14 protein-coding genes, 3 tRNA genes and 1 pseudogene are annotated in these 14,805 nt (G+C 57.2%); 16 read left to right on the top strand and 2 right to left on the bottom strand.

Annotated elements, in window-relative coordinates:
• Window position 1: 1 nt before the first annotated feature.
• Both AACT07_RS03965 and AACT07_RS03960 read right to left on the bottom strand, forming a co-directional pair.
• The gene (locus tag AACT07_RS03965; RefSeq protein ID WP_069526663.1) at window positions 2-1,522 is read right to left on the bottom strand and encodes a site-specific integrase; all 1,521 of its coding nucleotides are present in this window, start codon (window positions 1,520-1,522) and stop codon (window positions 2-4) included.
• Between the two features lie 3 nt (window positions 1,523-1,525).
• Window positions 1,526-2,836 carry a site-specific integrase gene (locus AACT07_RS03960; RefSeq protein ID WP_069526662.1) on the bottom strand — a complete coding sequence of 437 codons (1,311 nt, stop codon included), beginning with the start codon at window positions 2,834-2,836 and terminating at the stop codon, window positions 1,526-1,528.
• Between the two features lie 141 nt (window positions 2,837-2,977).
• Between AACT07_RS03960 and AACT07_RS03955 the strand changes: the two are divergent.
• From AACT07_RS03955 to AACT07_RS03880, 16 genes and pseudogenes are all read left to right on the top strand, one after another.
• Window positions 2,978-3,391, top strand: a pseudogene (locus tag AACT07_RS03955) (ComEC/Rec2 family competence protein); the annotation flags it as partial.
• Window positions 3,392-3,495: 104 nt separating this feature from the next.
• Complete coding sequence (msbA, locus tag AACT07_RS03950) at window positions 3,496-5,259, top strand: lipid A ABC transporter ATP-binding protein/permease MsbA (protein WP_069526660.1); 1,764 nt, start codon at window positions 3,496-3,498, stop codon at window positions 5,257-5,259.
• The gene (gene lpxK / locus AACT07_RS03945) at window positions 5,259-6,254 is read left to right on the top strand and encodes a tetraacyldisaccharide 4'-kinase (RefSeq protein WP_069526659.1); all 996 of its coding nucleotides are present in this window, start codon (window positions 5,259-5,261) and stop codon (window positions 6,252-6,254) included. Before msbA ends, lpxK begins: the two co-directional genes overlap by 1 nt.
• 120 nt (window positions 6,255-6,374) lie before the next feature.
• Entirely contained in the window at window positions 6,375-6,563 is a 189-nt protein-coding gene (locus AACT07_RS03940; RefSeq protein ID WP_005347033.1) for a Trm112 family protein, read from the top strand.
• Window positions 6,560-7,309, top strand: a complete 750-nt coding sequence (gene kdsB / locus AACT07_RS03935; RefSeq protein WP_021229372.1) for a 3-deoxy-manno-octulosonate cytidylyltransferase — start codon at window positions 6,560-6,562, stop codon at window positions 7,307-7,309. Before AACT07_RS03940 ends, kdsB begins: the two co-directional genes overlap by 4 nt.
• Window positions 7,310-7,521: 212 nt before the next feature.
• Window positions 7,522-8,166, top strand: a complete 645-nt coding sequence (uvrY, locus tag AACT07_RS03930) for a UvrY/SirA/GacA family response regulator transcription factor (protein ID WP_005337448.1) — start codon at window positions 7,522-7,524, stop codon at window positions 8,164-8,166.
• 127 nt (window positions 8,167-8,293) lie between these two features.
• On the top strand, window positions 8,294-10,147 hold the full coding sequence (gene uvrC, locus AACT07_RS03925; RefSeq protein WP_042081980.1) for an excinuclease ABC subunit UvrC: 1,854 nt from the start codon (window positions 8,294-8,296) through the stop codon (window positions 10,145-10,147).
• Window positions 10,148-10,346: 199 nt separating this feature from the next.
• Window positions 10,347-10,901 carry a CDP-diacylglycerol--glycerol-3-phosphate 3-phosphatidyltransferase gene (gene pgsA, locus AACT07_RS03920; protein ID WP_031227442.1) on the top strand — a complete coding sequence of 185 codons (555 nt, stop codon included), beginning with the start codon at window positions 10,347-10,349 and terminating at the stop codon, window positions 10,899-10,901.
• Between the two features lie 181 nt (window positions 10,902-11,082).
• Window positions 11,083-11,158: transfer RNA gene (locus AACT07_RS03915), tRNA-Gly, on the top strand.
• Window positions 11,159-11,193: 35 nt separating this feature from the next.
• Window positions 11,194-11,267 (top strand) — tRNA-Cys (locus AACT07_RS03910).
• Window positions 11,268-11,308: 41 nt separating this feature from the next.
• Window positions 11,309-11,395, top strand: a tRNA-Leu gene (locus AACT07_RS03905).
• 261 nt (window positions 11,396-11,656) lie between these two features.
• Window positions 11,657-12,865 (top strand): tyrosine-type recombinase/integrase, encoded by a 1,209-nt coding sequence (locus AACT07_RS03900; RefSeq protein ID WP_069526658.1) that lies wholly within the window; start codon window positions 11,657-11,659, stop codon window positions 12,863-12,865.
• Between the two features lie 240 nt (window positions 12,866-13,105).
• Window positions 13,106-13,315: a helix-turn-helix transcriptional regulator gene (locus AACT07_RS03895; RefSeq protein WP_042056289.1), complete on the top strand. Its 210-nt coding sequence runs from the start codon at window positions 13,106-13,108 to the stop codon at window positions 13,313-13,315.
• Between the two features lie 10 nt (window positions 13,316-13,325).
• Entirely contained in the window at window positions 13,326-13,739 is a 414-nt protein-coding gene (locus AACT07_RS03890) for a hypothetical protein (RefSeq protein ID WP_069526657.1), read from the top strand.
• A 14-nt stretch (window positions 13,740-13,753) separates the two neighbouring features.
• A complete protein-coding gene (locus AACT07_RS03885; RefSeq protein WP_083249912.1) occupies window positions 13,754-14,290 on the top strand; it encodes an ash family protein in 537 nt (178 codons plus the stop codon).
• Window positions 14,291-14,441: 151 nt separating this feature from the next.
• Window positions 14,442-14,702, top strand: a complete 261-nt coding sequence (locus AACT07_RS03880) for a hypothetical protein (RefSeq protein ID WP_042056284.1) — start codon at window positions 14,442-14,444, stop codon at window positions 14,700-14,702.
• Window positions 14,703-14,805: the final 103 nt, after the last annotated feature.

Here is a 14,805-nt window from a genome sequence, read left to right as displayed (position 1 = left end):
CCTATTGGGCGAGAGCGATTTGATACTGGTTGGCCGCCGCCACAACAAGAATGATGTAGCGTCGAGCCTGCTTAAACTGGTTGGCAAGCTCCCGAAAGGGCAGGCCGCCCCCTTCATATTTGTTGATCTCGGACTCTACGATACGCAGGTTGATGCTGTGGTCGGCATCGAAGCAGGGTGTGAATCGTGGGCAGGAGTAACAGGCAAGTGGGGCGTACTGGCATGCGCTTGTCTTGCCGCATTCACCGGTGAGTTCACGGCGCCCAGTCGCCAGTTCAATGCTACTGATGGTCTTTTCCTGAGCCATCGGGTCGTTCTTCGAGCGAAATGCCGGGAAGTGCATATCAAAGGCTGGTTCCATCGCCTCGCTCAACGTATCGATCAGACCTTGAAAGGCGATATCAACGTAATACTGGCAGGTATAGGGAGAGGCGTGCTTAAGCACTGCCGCAATAGTCGTCGCAGAGCAGCCAGCCACGGCGAGCTGTGTGCCAACCGTATGTCGCAGACCGTTGAAGTCGAAACTAATCGATTCCTGTAATTTCCGGATCGGATACAGATAGGTTTGATTGAAAGCGGATGGAGTTATTTCGCCGAAATTAGCTTGGGCGAGGCTTGCGACCCAGCGACCATCTGAACCAACCCCGCGTGCCGGAAACAGGGCCAGCTTGCCGATGTCATCGTTGGCAACCAAGTGCCCCCAGGTTTTGATGACCTGGATGCGTTGCGTTTCGAGCAGCTCTCCTACGATGCTATCGAGCTGATAACTCATTTTTTTGAGGGACGTAGCGCTGACGCAAGTTTTTTGGGGAACGACCCACAGGAAGTAAGTCTTGACCTGCGTTTCGGGATCAACGTCGATTTGCAGATCGGCCAGTGTGAGACGCCGATAGCTGGACGGCCTGCAATACACATGAAAGGCCAAATGCAGGAAGGCGAAATGCCCGATGTCGATGGCGCCGCTCTCGTAGGCATCTTCGGCTCGCCGCAGGATATCCACTTGTGCGGCGCGCGAGAGCGCCGTTGCGACAATTTTATCGATTTTTTTTCCATAAAAGCCCTTGATGGGTTTCCTCATAGGGAAGTCCTCGGGGACGAGGTCTGGGGCAAAAAGCGGTGATTCACGATTTTCGGAGTACAGTTGCCGGAAACCCCTGAGGTAATCCATTGGGACATCCTGATGTATCGTTCGCAGGATGAGCAGAAAGGCGTGGTCGATATGCGTGACTCGGGGAGCGTCTGCCCGTTGTGTCTGGATGTTACGAAGCAGGACTCGAGTTTGATCGCTCTCCTTTTTTATTGACTTGAGCGTAATTCGATTTCGGCGCGCGATCATTATGCCCTTAAAAGTCAGGAGGAAGGCGTCCTCGTAGCCCGCGCGCAGTTCGCTCAGGTTGAACGATATAGTCTGCGTTCGCTGATCATTTTTGGGGCCGGTGGTCTCACTCATCTTCCACTCGAGCGGAACCGCATCATCCCATTCCGCAACCGTGTTGCCGATTACTTGCTGTACTATGGACATGGCTTAGCCCTTACCTTTTGTATGCACCTCAGTAATCAATTGACCATAAAACGCTTTCAGTTCCATGTTGGCTTGCTCACTTAAGGCGCGAGCGGCATAGCGTTGAGGCTGCTTGCTATGCAGCGTCCAGCCAAATCGACTCTTCATCTTGTCCAGTGCGCCATCGTTGGTGCCTTTCAGTTCAATAAACAGACTGGCAGCCGAATGGCGCAAGATGTAAGCATAAAAATCGTACTGCTTCTCGCACTTGAAATAGGCGTCGTTACCGACATTCAGCATGCCTAGCTGTGCGAGCCGCTTGCCGACACGATTGAACATGGCTGTCAGCGTGGAGCGGTGCTTGATGGGTTCCCCCTTTTCATTCAGAAAGAGAAAAGTGAGGCTCCGGTTCTTCAAATGTTTGGCAAGGACTGAGTCGCGTTCTTTAATGAGGTACTCGGTGATGGCGGTGACGGTAAACGGCCATAGCGTAATCATCGTCTCAGAGGCGTATGTCACCTTCTTGCTGCCAGCCCCTTTCAGAGCTGGTGTTCCCGTTGTCGGCAGGCCAGGTCGTTGCCTTGTGTTGTCCTTGAGGACGAGGTGACCGCTGTTAGGACGGAAGTCTTCACGCGTGATGTTGCCAAGGGCTCCGGGGCGTAAACCCTCGCAGGCAAGCAGAAACATGGCCCTGTCCCGGTAGAGGGTCGCCGAGGATTTGCCCCCCTCCGTCAGAAAAAGTGTCACAGGCTCCAGGACGACGGCGCGGATAATTTGCAGGAAGCGATGAGAGGGAAGACTCTGGATTGTCAGGTGATGGTTCTGCTTGGTACCAGCCACCTCACGCTTTAACTTTTCCTGTGTTTGGTCATAGGCGGTGATCACCTCACCACGTAAGGTGCCGGACTGGATGTGCGGATCCAAAAACACTTCTCGATAAAACTTCAGGTAGCTGGCGATGTGATTGAGGCGCTTTGCTGCCGTATTTGCCTCAAGTGCACCACGCATGTCTTCAGGTGGTGTTTCTGCTTTGGCGCTTGTGATCAACACGACCTTGGCATCGGATAGCCGCTCTATTTCGCTCAGCGGTCGGTAGCAGAGCCCCGCGAGGCACTTGATCTCGTTGTAGGTCAGGCAGCGCTTATCCAGCATGCGAACGGCCAACTCTATCCTGTGGGCCACAAAAAACCGTTGTAGAATGCGCAGCGATTGGCTCACCAGTTCCCGAGTGTTTGGGTTGTCAAATTCGTCGGTGAGAAACTTGCTGAACGGGTAATGAATCGTTCCATCGTCGCGAAGCAGAAGGTAGTTCCTTTTGGCACTAAATTGACGCATATAAAATGACAATACTTATCTGGTATGAAACCAAAGTTTAGCGCAAACAAAAAAAGACAAGCGATTTTACGCTTGTCTTTTCGGAATGCTCCTGCAACTAAGGTTGTGGTATTTTGTTACACCAACGCTATATCTTCACCATCCGATGGCTGCGTGGTGCGCATCAGCGATGGGCAGCGCAGCGTGCTGCTGAGCGCCGATATCGAGCGGCAGGCCGAGCAACGGCTGGTAGCGCTGGAGGGAGAGGGGTTGGCCAGCACCTTGCTGGTGAGCCCCCATCATGGCAGTCGCACCTCTTCCACACCCCCGTTTGTCGCGGCGGTAGCGGCGCAGGAGGTGATCCACAGCGCCGGCTTTATGAATCAGTGGGGCTTTCCCCGTCCCGATGTGGTGGCCCGCTATCGGGATGCCCGCCAGTGGATCACTGGTCAGCAAGGGGCGATGCTGGTCGAACCCACCGCAGCGGGCTTGAGCGTCACTGCCGAGCGAGATCTGGGCCCCTGGTACCGACGCAGTGGCGAGTGGTGGCGACCGCGAGTGTGGTTTGAGCAATAATCGGCCATTTCTGCCGTGGAGGAATGCGATATAGGTGGCGGCGCTTGGTGTAAGCCTGCGCTTTGGCTAGAATAGCCCGTCATTTCCATTACTAACGGCTATTCATGCAACAAGAAACCTCACAAGAGAGCTGGCCAGTATTCAAACGCCTGCTCGGTTATGTCCGTGATCGCAAGCTGGGCCTGGTCGGTGGCATCATCGGGATGCTGGGCTATGCCGCCGTGGATACCACCTTTGTCTACTCCATCAAGCCGCTGATCGATCAGGGCATCAATGGCAACGACAGCACCGTTTTGAAATGGATGCCTTTCTTCGTCCTCGGCATCGTGGCCCTGCGCGGTGTCGCCAACTTTCTCTCCAACTACTGCATGGCCTGGGTCGGCAACCATGTCGTGATGCGTCTGCAACAGCAGGTGTTCAATCACATGGTGGCGATGCCGATGAGCTTCTTCGATCGCCAGAACACCGGTCATCTGCTCTCCAAGGTGACCTATGACGCCAGTCAGGTCTCCTCGGCGGCGAGCACCACGCTGGTGACCCTGGTGCGGGAAGGGGCGACCGTGGTCGGTCTGCTCGGCCTGATGTTCTGGCACTCCTGGCAGCTGTCGGTGATCTTTTTGGTGGTTGGCCCGCTGGTGGGGGTCATCATCGGCCTTATCAGCCGTCGTTTCCGCCAGATCAGCCGTCATATCCAGCAGGCGGTGGGGGATATCACCACCTCCACCGAGCAGATGCTCAAAGGGCACAAAGAGGTGCTGATGTTTGGTGGCCAGAAGGTGGAAGAGAAACGCTTCTTCCAGGTCAGCAACAACATGCGCCAGCAGACCATGAAGATGGTCGCCGCCGATGCCATCGGCAGTCCTGTGGTGCAGATGGTGGCCTCCATCGCGCTGGCTGCCTTCCTCTACGTTGCGACCATTGACAGCGTCAAGTCAACTCTGACTGCCGGTACGTTTACCGTCATGATCACCTCCATGATGATGCTGCTCAAACCGCTGAAAAGCCTGACCGACGTCAACAACCAGTTCCAGCGCGCCATCACCGCCTGCCACAGCCTGTTTGGCCTGCTCGACAGCGAGCCGGAGCAGGATACCGGCACCCGTACTCTGGAGCGTGCCCGCGGCGAGATCGAGTTTCGCAACGTCACTTTCACCTACCCGACCAAGGACACCCCGGCGCTGCACAACGTCAGCTTCAAGGTGGAGGCGGGTAAATCGGTGGCGCTGGTGGGCCGTTCCGGCTCTGGCAAGAGTACCATTGCCAGCCTGCTGACCCGCTTCTACGACATCGATCAGGGAGAGATCCTGCTGGACGGCATCAACATCCGCGAATACAAGTTGAGCGAGCTGCGCAAGCAGTACGCGCTGGTCTCCCAGCATGTTCACCTGTTCAACGACTCGGTGGCCAACAACATCGCCTACGCGGCAGAAGACAAATACAGCCGCGACCAGATCGTGCAGGCCGCCCGTATCGCTCATGCCGACGAGTTCGTCAGCAAGATGAGCAACGGGTATGACACTGTGGTTGGCGAAAACGGTGCATCCCTCTCCGGTGGTCAGCGCCAGCGTGTTGCCATTGCGCGCGCTCTGCTGCGCGATGCGCCAGTTCTGCTGCTGGATGAGGCCACCTCGGCCCTCGATACCGAGTCCGAGCGCCACATTCAGGCGGCTATCGACGAGCTTTGCAAGGCGCGTACCTCGCTGGTGATCGCCCACCGTCTCTCTACCATCGAGAAGGCGGACGAGATCCTGGTGATCGACGAAGGCCATATCGTCGAGCGCGGTAACCACGCAGCACTGATGGAGCAGCGCGGCACCTATGCCCAGCTGCGCGCCATTCAGTTTGGCAACGCGGGAAGCAAGGCCTGATGCTGGAACGGCTCTGGTATCGCAAAAGTGGCTGGCGCTGGTTGCTGGCCCCCTTTGCCCTGCTGTTTGCCATCATCAGCGGCACCCGCCGCTACGCCTATCGTCACGGTTGGCGCAAGGGGTATCGCTCCTCCTTGCCGGTGATCGTGGTGGGCAATATTTCGGTGGGGGGCAACGGCAAGACGCCGGTGGTGGTCTGGCTGGTGGAGCAGTTGCAAGCCCGCGGCTATCGTCCCGGGGTGGTGAGCCGTGGTTATGGTGGCAAGGCGCCCCATTACCCCTATCGTCTGGATGAGACCAGCACCACGGCGCAGGCTGGGGATGAGCCGGTGCTGATTGCCCGGCGCTGCCGCTGCCCCGTGGTGGTTGCCCCGAAACGAGCCGACGCGGTACGACTGCTGGAGCAGAGCGGTGAAGTGGATATCATCATCACCGACGACGGTCTGCAGCACTACGGGCTGGCCCGCGACATTGAGCTGGTGGTGGTGGACGGAGCGCGCCGTTTCGGCAACGCCTGCCTGCTGCCCATGGGGCCGCTGCGCGAGCCGGTCACTCGTCTCAAACGGGTGGACGCCATCATCTGCAACGGCGGCGAGCCGGGCAAGGGGGAGTACCCCATGCAACTGGTCGCCGACACCCCGCGCCGGGTGCGCGACGATGCCCCGCTGGCAGCCCCCTTGTCGGGGCCGGTCGATGCGCTGGCGGGGATCGGTCATCCGCCCCGCTTCTTTGCCACCCTTGAAGGGCTCGGCTACCAGCTGGATCAGCAGGCCGCCTACGGCGATCATCACCCCTTCGATCGGGATGAGCTGGTGGGCCGCTTTGCCAGCAAGCCGCTGCTGATGACCGAGAAGGATGCGGTCAAGTGTCGTCCGTTTGCCCTCGAAAACTGGTGGTATCTGCCGGTCAGTGCCGAGTTGCCCGCCTCCCTGCTCGATGCCCTGCTGCACAAGCTGGGGGCGAAGGCGAAGGGCGCGACCAAGGCGCAAGATTAATCTCTCTCGCCTCGGCGGGGGAGCAGGGGGGAATATGCCCCGCATGGAATAGCTGGTTGCTCGACATCCATCGCTGGCGTGATGAAGCCGCCAGCGCGACATCGTTGAAGGAGTATCGTTTTGGCTTTGGACATCAAGTTGCTCGACATCATCGCCTGCCCGGTCTGCAAGGGTAAGCTGCATTACAACAAAGCAGTTCATGAGTTGGTCTGCCGCTTCGACAAGCTGGCCTATCCGCTGGAAGAGGGGATCCCGGTACTACTGGAGAACCGTGCCCGTCCGCTCAACAGCGATGAGCTGCCGTCATGAGTTTCGTCGTCGTCATTCCTGCCCGCTATGCGTCAACTCGTCTGCCGGGCAAGCCGCTGGCGGATATCCATGGCAAGCCCATGGTGCAGCACGTGGTGGAGAAAGCTCTGCAATCAGGTGCCGATCGGGTGATCGTTGCCACCGATGACGAGCGGGTACAGCAGGCACTGCAGAGCACCGGCGTCGAGGTGTGCATGACCTCACCGGATCACCAGTCCGGCACCGAGCGTCTGGCCGAGGTGTGCCGTCACTACGGCTTTGCCGCCGATACCATCATCGTCAATGTGCAGGGGGATGAGCCGCTCATTCCGCCCGCCATCATTCGTCAGGTGGCGGATAATCTGGCCGCTGCCACGGCGCCGATGGCGACCCTGTCGGTGCCGATCAAGGATGCCGAAGAGGCGTTCAATCCGAACGCAGTGAAAGTGGTGACTGACAAGGATGGCTACGCCCTCTACTTCAGTCGCGCCAGCATTCCCTGGGATCGGGATCGCTTTGCCAACAGTCACGAGCAGATTGGTGATCACTACCAGCGTCATATCGGTATCTATGCCTATCGCGCCGGCTTTATCCAGCGTTATGTAGACTGGGCACCGAGCGTGCTGGAGCAGGTCGAGGCACTGGAGCAGCTGCGGGTGCTCTGGTACGGGGAGAAGATCCACGTCGCCCAGGCCCTTGAAGCACCGCCGGTCGGGGTGGATACCCAGGCCGATCTTGAGAAGGTGCGGGCCTTTTTGGCCAAGTGATGGCCACAGCACTAAAGTCATGAAAAACGGTGTCGCAAGGCACCGTTTTTTGTTTTGAAAATTTATATAATTATTTGATTTTAAACGCTAAACATGGGTTTTCTCAAACTTTTGGCGTGCATGGTTTGCCAAAGCGACGAGTTTGGTTATGATGCAAGACGCCCTGTTAACCCTAACCGGGCGGCTAAAACGAGATAAAACGGGGTGTTTGGGTGATAAATGTATTCCTGGTCGATGATCATGAGCTGGTGCGTACAGGGATAAGACGCATTCTTGAAGATGTGCGCGGGATCAAGGTGGTGGGTGAGGCACAGAGCGGCGAGACAGCAGTCACTTTCTGTCGCCAACACCATCCGGACGTGATCCTGATGGACATGAACATGCCGGGTATTGGTGGTCTGGAAGCGACCCGCAAAATTCTGCGGATCCGTCCCGATGTGCGCATCATAGTGCTGACCATTCATTCAGAAAATCCGTTCCCCACCAAGGTGATGCAGGCAGGCGCCGCCGGTTACCTGACCAAGGGGGCTGCCCCTGACGAGATGATCCAGGCGATCCGGCTGGTGCACTCCGGTCAGCGCTACATCTCCCCGGAGATTGCCCAGCAGATGGCCCTCAGCCAGTTTGCCTCCGCTGACGAGAATCCCTTCAAGTCCCTTTCCGAGCGCGAGCTGCAGATCATGATGATGATCACCAAGGGGCAGAAGGTGACCGATATCTCCGAGCAGCTCAACCTGAGCCCGAAGACGGTCAACAGCTACCGCTATCGGCTGTTTAGCAAGCTGGGGATCAACGGTGACGTGGAACTGACCCATCTGGCCATTCGCTATGGCATGCTGGATGCCGATACCCTCTAATCGGGTGGCGTGTGGTCACAAAGGCGGCGAGTGCCGCCTTTTTGCTTTTCTGCCCCTTTGCTTTTCGGGCGGCGAGGGCAGTATGCTCTGCCCGTCAATTTTTGCCTTTGTGTGAGCCGAGTAGCTGATGACCCTCTCTCCCGAACCTCTCTTCGACAGCAAGGCGTTTCTGAGCGCCGTCACCCATCAGAGTGGCGTCTACCGCATGTATGACAGCGGTGGCACCGTGATCTACGTGGGCAAGGCCAAGGATCTGAAAAAGCGGCTCGCCTCCTACTTTCGCACCAACGTCGACAGCATCAAGACTCGCACCCTGGTGCGCCAGATCGCCGATATCCAGGTCACCGTCACCCACACCGAGACTGAGGCGCTGATCCTCGAGCACAATCTCATCAAGCAGTACCAGCCCCGTTATAACGTGCTGCTGCGGGACGACAAATCCTACCCCTGGATCATCATCACTGCGCACCAGCATCCACGCATCGGCGTCCATCGCGGTGCCCGCAAGGTGAAGGGGGAGTACTTCGGCCCGTACCCCTCTGGTGGCGCGGTGCGCGAGAGTTTGCACCTGATGCAGAAAATATTTCCGGTACGCCAGTGCGAGGATGCGGTCTATGCCAACCGCACCCGTCCCTGCCTGCTCTACCAGCTCAAGCGTTGCGCTGGCCCTTGTGTTCCTGGACTGGTGAGCGAAGCCGAATATGCCCAGCAGGTGGAGCTGGCCAAGCTGTTTCTGGCGGGCAAGAACCAGCAGGTGATTGGCGAGCTGGTGGGCAAGATGGAGTCCGCCAGCGGCGATCTGCGCTTTGAAGAGGCGGCCCGCTATCGGGATCAGATCCTGGCGCTGCGCCGGGTTACCGAACAGCAGTCGGTGAGCGGCAACGTGCTGGACGAGCTGGATGTGGTGGGGGTCGCCTTCCAGCAAGGTGCGGCCTGCATCCACGTGCTCTTTATCCGTCAGGGCAAGGTGCTCGGCTCGCGCAGCTACTTCCCGAAAGTGCCGGCTGACACCCCGCTTGACGAGGTGGTGCAATCCTTCCTGCTGCAGTTCTATCTGTCGGGGCAGGGGGGACGGCAAATCCCGAGCGAGGTGCTGCTCGACGTGGCGTTGGAGGACGAGAGCGTCATCGCCGAGACCCTGAGCCAGACCGCCGGTTACAAGGTGCGGGTGGTGAGCCGAACTCGCGCCGAACGGGCCCGCTTTATCAAGCTCGCCTCTATCAACGCCGAGACGGCGCTGCGCTCGCGGCTGGCTCACAAGAGCACCATCACCGCCCGCTACGACCAGCTGGAAGAGCTGCTGGAGCTGGAGCGCCCCATCGCCCGCATGGAGTGTTTCGATATCTCCCACACCATGGGGGAGCGCACCGTGGCCTCTTGCGTGGTGTTCAACCGGGAGGGGCCGCTCTCATCGGAATATCGTCGTTTCAATATCGACGGTATCACTGGCGGTGATGACTACGCGGCGATGGAGCAAGCGCTGGAGCGCCGCTTTGGCAAGCAGCAGGAGCCGGACAAGGTGCCGGACGTGCTGTTTATTGACGGTGGCCTCGGTCAGTTGCGCCGCGCCGAAGAGATCCTGGCCCGTCAGCTGGAGTTTCTCGGCGGTAAATATCCGCTGCTGGTGGGGATTGCCAAGGGGGTCACCCGCAAGGCGGGGTTGGAAACTCTCATTATGGGGGAAAGTCACGAAGAGTTGCATTTGCCGGCAGATATGCCCGCTTTGCACCTTATTCAGCATATTCGCGATGAATCCCACCGTTTTGCCATTACCGGCCACCGGGCCAGACGGGCCAAGGCCCGCACCAGCAGCAGTCTGGAGGATATTCCGGGGGTGGGGCCAAAGCGGCGGCAGGCACTGCTCAAATATCTGGGCGGCCTGCAGGAGGTCAAAAAGGCGAGCGTGGATGAACTGGCCAAGGTACCCGGCATCAGTCAGGAGCTGGCCCAGACCATCCACGATGGCTTGCACAGCGCCTGAGCAGGATTTGCGGCATGGCAAAATCGCTAACTCCTTGATGCACAAGAGCCGTGACGCGGGGGGGCCGTAAATGCCATAATGGCCCTCGCATTTTGAGAAGATTGATGGATTAAAAAGACCAAGACGGGCGCCAGTGCGGTTGCATCGCAAATCGGCTTTGGCGCACTATGTAGCGACGTACAAGAAGTGGCTGAAAATAATGACAAACATACCTAACCTGTTGACGTTTTTCCGGATTTTGCTCATTCCCGTCTTCGTCATCCTGTTCTATCTGCCTTATCAATGGTCCTATCTGGCTGCCGCCATCATCTTTATTCTGGCCGCTGCCACCGACTGGTTTGATGGCTATCTGGCTCGCAAGCTCAATCAGTCCACCGCCTTTGGCGCCTTCCTTGACCCCGTTGCCGACAAGATCATGGTTGCCGCCGCACTGGTGGTTATCGTCGAACACTACAACACCATCTGGGTGACCATCCCCGCCATGACCATGATTGGCCGCGAGATCATCATCTCCGCCCTGCGTGAGTGGATGGCCGAGCTCGGCAAACGCTCCTCGGTGGCGGTCAGCTGGATTGGCAAGTGGAAGACCATGATCCAGATGGTGTCGCTCACCGGTCTGATTTGGCAATACAACGTCTGGATGGTGTGGCTCGCCTATGTGATGCTCTATGTCGCCACCGTGCTCACCTTCTGGTCGATGTTCCAGTACATGAAGGCCGCCTGGGGCGATTTGACCCACCACGCCAACCTGTGAGTCACCCGCGCTGCAAGGTGAGGTTTCCGCTGATTTGAGGCAGGAAACGGCCAAAGGCGCTAAAACCGTTCAAAAAGGGCAAAAAATGCCCGAACGATCAGGTAATTAAATATTTCTGGTTGACTGGACGAGGAACATCGCTAGAATGCGTCCTCGTAGTCAGGCAGTCAGCCAGACCAATGCGGGAATAGCTCAGTTGGTAGAGCACGACCTTGCCAAGGTCGGGGTCGCGAGTTCGAGTCTCGTTTCCCGCTCCAAATTCAGACAATTGAGATCCAACTCTCTTTTGCATGGCGCGTTAGCAAAGCGGTTATGCAGCGGATTGCAAATCCGTTTAGTCCGGTTCGACTCCGGAACGTGCCTCCATATTGACAAGCCCGCCACGCGAGCTTGATACCGATTGCGGTGCCCGAGTGGTGAAATCGGTAGACACAAGGGATTTAAAATCCCTCGACGTTCGCGTCGTGCCGGTTCGATTCCGGCCTCGGGCACCAAACTATAGTTTCATACAGTCTCAAGACATACCATAAACCCGCATAGCTAAAGGCTTTGCGGGTTTTTTGTTGTCTCTCGTCGTATCATAAGGCCTCATGACATCCCCCCGAGTTTGGGGGTACTTTTGGGGGTACATGTTCCCACTGGGATAAAAAGTACCCCCACATGCCCGCAATCCCGCGCCATTCCTGGCCTGTGAGGTGGAGGCTTATACCCCCAGCGTCTGTCATGTACCCCCAATTGAATCGGGAGATACCCCCATGCCGCTATCTGATACCGCAGCTAGACAAGCCAAGTTCACTGGTAAGCAGCAGAAGCTGTCTGATGAAAAGGGACTCTTTTTACTTATAACTTCATCGGGGAAGTACTGGCGCCTCAAGTTCCGCTTTGGTGGAAAGGAGAAGGTGCTAGCTCTAGGGGTCTACCCAGAGGTTTCCTTGAAAGAGGCGAGGGCTAAGCGAGAGGAGGCGCGCAGGCAACTGGCAGACGGTATCGACCCCAGTCTTGCCCGTAAGCAGAGCAAGGTGGCCAACCGACTCGCCAGCGAGAACAGCTTTGAGGTCATTGCCAGGGAGTGGCACCAGAGTCAGCTAGCTCGCTGGAGCCCAGGCCATGCCAAGCGGGTGATCGAGTCTTTGGAAGTGGATGCCTTTCCCGACCTGGGGTTGGTGCCGGTTGCTGAGCTGACAGCGCCCATCATGTTGGATGCTTTGCGCAAGATAGAGGCGAGGGGAGCGACTGAAACAGCTGGGCGGGTGCTGCAACGGATCAGTTCCGTCATGCGTTACGCCATCCAGACTGGGCGGGTCAGATACAACCCAGCCCAAGACCTGAAAGGGGCGCTCAGGGCTACCAAGCAAGAACACCGTCCAGCACTTCCACGTGCTGACTTACCGGAGTTTTACCGGCGTTTGGCTGCTGAGCCACTGAACCCTGCAACTCGTCTAGCTATCCACCTATTGATGTTGACGATGACTCGCCCTGGTGAGGTGCGCTTTGCTCGCTGGGATGAGTTCGACTTGGCGCGAGCAGAATGGCGGATCCCTGCTGAACGTATGAAGATGCGGGTACCTCATATCGTACCTCTTTCCCGTCAGGCTCTTGCTGTGCTTGAGGAGCTACGTCAGATAACCGGGCACTGTGAGCTGTTGTTCCCGAGTGAACGGAAGTTGACCAATCCCATCAGCGAAAACACTCTGAGTTATGCTATGGGACGAATGGGTTACAAAGGAATTGCCACACCTCACGGTTTTAGGGCCTTGGCATCCACCATCCTCAATGAGGAGGGCTTTGACCCTGATGTGATCGAACGCCAGCTTGCCCATGCTGAGCGTAACAAGGTGCGGGCGGCCTATCACCGGGCTGAGTACCTTGATGACCGCCGCAAGCTTTTGCAGTGGCTGGCTGATTTCTACGAGTCACAACAGGGCAGCAATGTTCGTCCTGTGAACTTCAATAGAGTAGGGTAGGTAGCGGGAGGATGTGACACGTTACGCGACTGCTTGACTCGTTATCACACCAACGTTAGGATTTCCCCATAATGGCCCATTCTTTAGAGATTGGGCCTTTTTCATATCCAAACCCGGCCATCGTGCCGGGTTTTTGTATTGGAGGATACGAAACCAAAACTGACCTCATTCATTATCAATAACAGTTCCCCCCTTAAGCCCGACCACTGTGTCGGGCTTTTTCATTTCAGGAGAGCGCACATGAAAATTCCAGAAACAGGGTTTATTCGAGAGGCACAACTGGTAACGACGGCCAGCAAGGTAGGTCCATTGCCGTTCAGTAAGTCCACGTTGTGGAGGATGGTTGGCGAAGGCAAATTCCCCAAGCCAATAAAGCTGGGCGCGCGAGTCACTGCCTGGCGCTGTGAAGATGTTCACGCCTGGATCAATGCTCAAGGCAAAGCTGCGTAAGGAGGAGAATATGCAAAAAGAAAAAGGCCTCGCCATTAATGGTACGACCCAGCTTGCACAAGGTCCGCATATCACCAAGTACGAATTGGTTGCTCTCCACTTGTTGGAACAGGGAGTTCAGGGTGTCAGCGCCTTGTCTGGCCTGGCTGGACTCCATGATCTCAACTTGCGCAATAGCATTGGCCTGCTCCGTCGAAACCACGGGATAGCCATCACCGATGCGTTTTTCGAACACCAGCACTGCGGCGGCGGGGCCACCCGCTTCAAGCGCTATTGGCTAGCCGACCGAGATCAAGCCTATAGGCTAGTGGCCCTGGTCAACCACTGGCGATACCAGAGGCAAGCAACCCCTTTGGACGATGACTACGCAGCCGTTCTGTGTGCTCGTACACCGGTATCCAACCCCCTCCCTCCTGCAGCTTAATTCCGAGGTATGCCATGAAAAAACAATATGGGCTCACTGCCCAGGGCGAAGCTTTGCCCAAATCCCAAGAGGTGGGCTTGTTCCTCAATCTTCAACGGGGTAGGATTCGCCCTGTAGCGGCAAAATCCGCTGCCGGGCGTGAGAATCCGAGACTATCCTTGGTGCCGACCCACGCGCCAGCGTGGTTTTTTGTCGGTACTCGACCCCCATTTCTTGGGGCTGCCTTGCTATACCTGCTCGGCAGCTTCTGTTGTGTTATGGCGGTTCGGGCAGGGCAGCCGCAAGGCTGGCCGGTTTCCAAGGTAGCCGGTTTCTCACCCCTGTCCGGGCTGCCACCCATGAGCGTGAGAACTCCAGGTGGCAGAGAAAATCTGACTACCTTGGAGGCTGCCACTATGGCTACTGTCCCCACCCAGGCTTTATCTAGCCGACTCAGATCCCTGATTGCTCATCCGTGTCACTCGGCCGCACTTTGGCGCCTTTGCACTCCCCCTCCCTGTTGCATGACCACCTACCGGGTTACCCCACCTGATGGGGGGCTCATCGTATGAACCTCATTTATCCACTCCCTCTTTACGCCTTGCTCGACCAGTTTGAGGCGCTGCTAGAACAAACCGACCTCAGCATTCAGGAGCGAACACAGTTTCGGTTTCTGCTTGATGCCTTGCGTCACGAGGCTGCTATCTGCCAAAGGAGGTTGTCATGACTTACTTCGCATGGGCCAATGGCACGAATCCACCGACCTTTATTGGTCCACCTAACCCCAGAACAGGGAAGCGTACACAGCGGGGCACCCTGAGTGCTTTCCTTTGCCGAAATGACCGTGATCGTTTTATTGCCCAGACCCAGGGCGCTGCGGTGGCTATCACCGCGAAGGAGGCTCGAGAGCTGAAAGCCGGTTTGGATGAGCGGGCGTTCAAGGAGCTGGTTACCGTTTTGCTGGGAGGGACATGCCATGAGTAAGCGACTGCTCAACACTCTAAATCGCCGCATGTGGTGCGAATTATCACGTAATCCACTTCGCCCCGCGGTACTACGAGAACTCTTCAAGCGGCTGACCAAGGAG

Source organism: Aeromonas sp. ANP5 (genome assembly GCF_963870295.1).
In the GTDB taxonomy this organism is placed as follows: Bacteria; Pseudomonadota; Gammaproteobacteria; order Enterobacterales; family Aeromonadaceae; genus Aeromonas; species Aeromonas veronii.
Note: the sequence above shows the minus strand (reverse complement) of the source record. Positions and strands in the feature narration are given on the sequence as shown.

Bases quoted from the DNA above. Each gene is read 5' to 3' on its own strand.
- AACT07_RS03880 (WP_042056284.1), top strand. From the start codon at position 14,442: ATGACTTACTTCGCATGGGCCAATGGCACGAATCCACCGACCTTTATT.
- lpxK (WP_069526659.1), top strand. From the start codon at position 5,259: ATGCTGGAACGGCTCTGGTATCGCAAAAGTGGCTGGCGCTGGTTGCTG.
- msbA (WP_069526660.1), top strand. From the start codon at position 3,496: ATGCAACAAGAAACCTCACAAGAGAGCTGGCCAGTATTCAAACGCCTG.
- AACT07_RS03900 (WP_069526658.1), top strand. From the start codon at position 11,657: ATGCCGCTATCTGATACCGCAGCTAGACAAGCCAAGTTCACTGGTAAG.
- AACT07_RS03895 (WP_042056289.1), top strand. From the start codon at position 13,106: ATGAAAATTCCAGAAACAGGGTTTATTCGAGAGGCACAACTGGTAACG.
- AACT07_RS03890 (WP_069526657.1), top strand. From the start codon at position 13,326: ATGCAAAAAGAAAAAGGCCTCGCCATTAATGGTACGACCCAGCTTGCA.
- AACT07_RS03885 (WP_083249912.1), top strand. From the start codon at position 13,754: ATGAAAAAACAATATGGGCTCACTGCCCAGGGCGAAGCTTTGCCCAAA.
- pgsA (WP_031227442.1), top strand. From the start codon at position 10,347: ATGACAAACATACCTAACCTGTTGACGTTTTTCCGGATTTTGCTCATT.
- uvrC (WP_042081980.1), top strand. From the start codon at position 8,294: ATGACCCTCTCTCCCGAACCTCTCTTCGACAGCAAGGCGTTTCTGAGC.
- kdsB (WP_021229372.1), top strand. From the start codon at position 6,560: ATGAGTTTCGTCGTCGTCATTCCTGCCCGCTATGCGTCAACTCGTCTG.
- AACT07_RS03965 (WP_069526663.1), bottom strand. From the start codon at position 1,522: ATGTCCATAGTACAGCAAGTAATCGGCAACACGGTTGCGGAATGGGAT.
- AACT07_RS03960 (WP_069526662.1), bottom strand. From the start codon at position 2,836: ATGCGTCAATTTAGTGCCAAAAGGAACTACCTTCTGCTTCGCGACGAT.